Origin of the sequence: Paenibacillus alkaliterrae, from assembly GCF_021532375.1 — a bacterium.
GTDB lineage: Bacteria > Bacillota > Bacilli > Paenibacillales > Paenibacillaceae > Pristimantibacillus > Pristimantibacillus alkaliterrae.
The window spans coordinates 1-4,303 of sequence record NZ_JAKGAP010000133.1; the positions used below are offsets into that span (position 1 = coordinate 1).

Annotated in this window: 3 protein-coding genes and 1 pseudogene; 1 reads left to right on the top strand and 3 read right to left on the bottom strand. The window is 45.1% G+C overall.

What is annotated here, in order from left to right; translation table 11 throughout:
- Nucleotides 1–211 precede the first annotated feature (211 nt).
- Nucleotides 212–1,111, top strand: coding sequence for a stage II sporulation protein P (locus L1N85_RS26530; RefSeq protein ID WP_235242021.1), 900 nt, complete (start codon nucleotides 212–214; stop codon nucleotides 1,109–1,111).
- Nucleotides 1,112–1,164: 53 nt separating this feature from the next.
- Here L1N85_RS26530 and L1N85_RS28135 read toward each other — a convergent pair.
- The 3 genes and pseudogenes from L1N85_RS28135 to garD all read right to left on the bottom strand — a co-directional run.
- A pseudogene (locus L1N85_RS28135) lies at nucleotides 1,165–1,347 on the bottom strand (metal-sensing transcriptional repressor); the annotation flags it as partial.
- A gap of 128 nt (nucleotides 1,348–1,475) precedes the next feature.
- Nucleotides 1,476–2,477 carry a cell wall hydrolase gene (locus L1N85_RS26540; RefSeq protein WP_235242022.1) on the bottom strand — a complete coding sequence of 334 codons (1,002 nt, stop codon included), beginning with the start codon at nucleotides 2,475–2,477 and terminating at the stop codon, nucleotides 1,476–1,478.
- A 184-nt stretch (nucleotides 2,478–2,661) separates the two neighbouring features.
- A complete protein-coding gene (gene garD, locus L1N85_RS26545; protein ID WP_235242023.1) occupies nucleotides 2,662–4,200 on the bottom strand; it encodes a galactarate dehydratase in 1,539 nt (512 codons plus the stop codon).
- Nucleotides 4,201–4,303: the final 103 nt, after the last annotated feature.

Consider the following 4,303-nt stretch of genomic DNA (forward strand, 5'->3'; position numbering starts at 1 on the left):
CAGGTGGAGAACAATCTAGCGATTTGAACTGAATACGATTCCCTTGTCCAAGTTTTATAGATTTACACAACCCATGCTAAACTGCGAATAGCCTTATTATAGTGCACCCTTAACAAGCTATTATTACATACCAATATGGTCTTTTTTTCATTTCTTTCTCATAATCTATTAATATCTTCAATCCGAATTGATAGGAACTAGGGGGTATTTTATGTTTCGGTTACAATCATCGATCACTAATTTTGCATTTTTCTTTTCCTTTGCCTGTATGATTATGATCGGTTTATTGTTGAACGAAGGACGTAATCAATCTTTAATAGAAGAAATTCCATCTCGACAAGCGGTTGCAGATACAAAACCTATGATTATAGAAGAGAATACTACTCATACAATGAACAATCAGAAAACATCATTCTTAAAAAAAGAAACAAATTCCGGTACAAGCAATAATACTGCACCGCAAATTATGATTTATCATTCTCACAATCGTGAATCCTGGATCCCTGAACTCGATCATATAAATTCGCCCGATCAAGCATTTGATTCGGAAATAAACGTCACTCTGCTTGGCAGCTATCTGTTAAACAAATTGAAGTCCAGCGACATCCCGGTATTCCATTCAAACATAGATTATCCGAGCCGCATCTCTAACTTCAATTATGCTAAATCTTACTCGTATTCCAAGCAAACCATTACTCAAGAACTGAAAATGCACCAGAATGTAAAGTATCTGTTCGATCTTCACCGGGATTCTCAAGAGCGAGAAAAAACAACCATCCTATTTAAAAACCAAAACTATGCGCAAGTCTATTTTGTAGTAGGAACAAACCATCCGAATTGGAAGCAAAATATGAATTTTGCAGAACGTATTCAAGAGAGTTTAAATGAAAGGATCCCTAATCTATCTAAAGGAATCTATCAAAAAGATAAAACTAGCGGTAACGGCGAATATAATCAATCGCTCTCTGGCAATAGTGCGTTAATTGAAATCGGCGGTGTTGAAAATAGTTTGGAGGAAAGCTACCGTACTATAGAAGTATTAGCAAAAGTTATCCAGGACATATGGTTAGAGGATCGTTCACAATTGGCCGTCTCAAGCCCGTCAGTTTGACATTTCTCCATAGCTAAAAGAACATTTACGTCGTTCATATATGCTCTTTAGCCGAGTTTCCCTACACTATTCAGAGCAGATTGAATGGAAGCAATTTGATTCAACACATCGTCGCAATACGTATCCTTTTCAATCATTCCCTTAACACCGCGAACTTGGGCCTCCTTGCAAAAGAGAAGTCCAGCCAAACGAGTTTGGCTGGACGAAGTCTTCTTATTACATGCTTGCCGTCTCACTCGATTCCCCTTAGTATGTAATTAATGAAGAGTATGAAACAACTCGATTGTTGTATTACAAGTGAATGAATTCATCGATAGTGAATGACAAATTGTTTCGCATATATGGCATCCCCGCTCCACAAACCTTACTTCGCGAAGCTATGATGACCGATCGTCGTAATGATTTTCAGACTGGACCAGAACGATCCTTTGGATACTTTCGGATTCATGAAGTAGATCGCCTTCTCTACGTTGTTCTTGCCGTTAAGGGCATCTTTGGCGGCACGAAACACGCTTGCGTTCGGCTTGCTCTTGTCCAACAGGCCGTTGTGCGCGGGCGGGAACTGCTTTCCCGAATAGATGACGCCGTGGATGGTGTCCGGGAAGCGCGAATCCTTCACCCTGTTAAGGATCACATTCGCAACGCCCAGCTGGCCCTCGTAAGACTCGTACCCCGACTCAACCTGCGTGATCTGGGCCAGCAGCATCAAGTCTTTCTCCGTGTACGGTTCCGCCTCGTTATCCAAGATGGAAGGCATCACCACCCGCAGCTTCGTTCCTTCCTTGATGACAGCCTTGCTGTCCAGCCGGTTCCGCTGCAACAGCTCCGACTTGCTGCTCCCTGTCTCTTTGCTGATCTCGGCCAATCCGTAAGCTTCCGTCACCACAGCTGGTTGAACCGTCGTAAGCTCGGCCGCCTTCTCCTCCTTATTCCACTTCACCGTCGCATGCAGCAGCTCCGCCGCATGGCGAAGCGGAATATACAATCTGCCGTCCGACAGGAACGGCGCTTCCTCCATCACATAACGCCCTTCGTTGAAATACACGACCGGCACGCCATTGCCCAGCACAATCTGTTCTCCTAATACCGTATGTATCGTTGCTTCTTCATTAACTTTATCCCATTTGACCGTCGCGCCGAACATGCCGACTATGCGCACTACGGGCAGGAACACCCTGCCGTCCAGCATACGTACCGGATCGGATATCTTCACAGCCTCACCATCAAGTTTAACCGTGACGTCATCCGCAATTGCAGCTTTCTTGTCCTGGGCAGCAGCCACCGATAACGGACCGGTGCAAAGCAGGAGCATCGCCCATACCATAATAAGCACACGCCTGCCATTCAGCTTGCTTCTTCTGATCATGATTACCTCCCTGCAAATATCGAGATCATGTAAATTCGCATTATCCGTGCTCTCCGCAAATTATATCACAGCATTAAGCGGTTACAGGATTAACGTTTTCACAGAATTGGCCATATGCAGGGGGGATTCCTTTTGGTTATATCATAGCCACAATAGTCGCACTTTCCGAACTCAACAAAATAAATCAGGTAACTGGAGCCGGGTTAAACAGGCACAAAGCATTGTGCAATCCCCAGTGGTCTGCCCATGTCTTCTTGTTCCCGCTTGCTACATCCAATATCATGCGAAAAATCTCCCAACCAACTTCTTCTATCGTTGCTTCGCCCGTTGCTATCGTTCCTGCATTCACATCGATTAAATCATGCCACTGTTCCGTTAAAGAATTTCGGGTAGATACTTTAATAACAGGCGCCATCGCCAATCCATAAGGTGTGCCTCTTCCAGTTGTAAAAACTTGCATATTTGCCCCGGAGGCAAGCTGTAATGTGCCGCAAACAAAATCGCTCGCAGGTGTTGCCGCAAAAACGAGTCCTTTTCGGGTTGCTTTTTCCCCCGGGGATAATACTCCCGCAATGGGACTGCTGCCCGACTTGATAATGGATCCAAGTGACTTCTCTACCACGTTCACCAATCCGCCTCTTTTATTTCCTGGCGATGGATTCGCACTCCGGTCCGCCTGCCCCTTTTGCAAATAATGATCGTACCACTTCATTTCTTGTATTAAGGCTTGGCCCACTTCTTGATTGATTGCCCGCGGCGTTAACAGATGAACGGCATCACGCACCTCAGTGACCTCCGAAAATAGAACCGTTGCGCCAGCTTGAACCAGCAAATCAGCGGCAAATCCTACTGCCGGGTTCGCCGTTACCCCGGAAAAAGCATCGCTTCCTCCGCATTGCAAACCAACCACTAGATCGGACACAGGACAAGTTGCACGCTGCCGGCGATTCAACTTTATCAATTTTTGCTCCGCCATGCTCATAATGGACTGTATCATACTCATAAAACCATGATGATCCTGAAGAGAAACGATGTTGGCTGAGTCTCCGTCCGGAAGCAATCTTTCCGGTATTAACTTCTCACAACCCAACCCCACTACAAGAACCTCACAGCCAAAATTGGGATTGGCCGCGATATTTTGTATGGTGCGAATCGGAATTATAGCATCTGGAGCATTAATGGCAACTCCGCAGCCGTAATTATGAGTTAAAGCTACTACATCCTCTACATATGGATAATGGGGAAGCATTTGTTCTTTAATCAATTTCACAGCATAGTCAAGCACCCCTGCAACACATTGAACGCTTGTTGTGATTCCCAGTATATTTTTTGTGCCGACGCTGCCGTCTTTGTTGCGATATCCTTCAAAAGTATATCCTTCAAGAGGCGGCAGCGGTAATGGTACATGATTAGCTATCGGCAGCTCGTCTAATTGAGGAGGTGTAGGGAGTCTAACCAGCTTCTCTTCCACCCAACTGCCTTTTGGTATCGGGCCTTCCGCATATCCGATAACTTCTCCGTAACGAATGATAGGCTCATCCTGCTCTAAATCTGTCAGGGCTACTTTATGGCCTTGCGGAGTGCTGTCTCTTAGTTCTAGACCGCAAGCAAAGATGCACCCTTTAGGCAATCCGCCGGAATTAACGATAATCGCAACATTATCCCGGGCGTTAACCTTTATATAAAGAGGCGCTTCATTCTGACTTTCTGTTTGCTCAGGCATACCTGCATCCTCCCACTATAAAGTAATGTTTTCTCCTGATTTCTCGCTCATTCTCAATATTTCAACTTTGACTGATTAAGAGGTTCAGGTGGAGAATGTAGTC

Bases quoted from the DNA above. Each gene is read 5' to 3' on its own strand.
- L1N85_RS26540 (WP_235242022.1), bottom strand. From the start codon at position 2,477: ATGATCAGAAGAAGCAAGCTGAATGGCAGGCGTGTGCTTATTATGGTA.
- garD (WP_235242023.1), bottom strand. From the start codon at position 4,200: ATGCCTGAGCAAACAGAAAGTCAGAATGAAGCGCCTCTTTATATAAAG.
- L1N85_RS26530 (WP_235242021.1), top strand. From the start codon at position 212: ATGTTTCGGTTACAATCATCGATCACTAATTTTGCATTTTTCTTTTCC.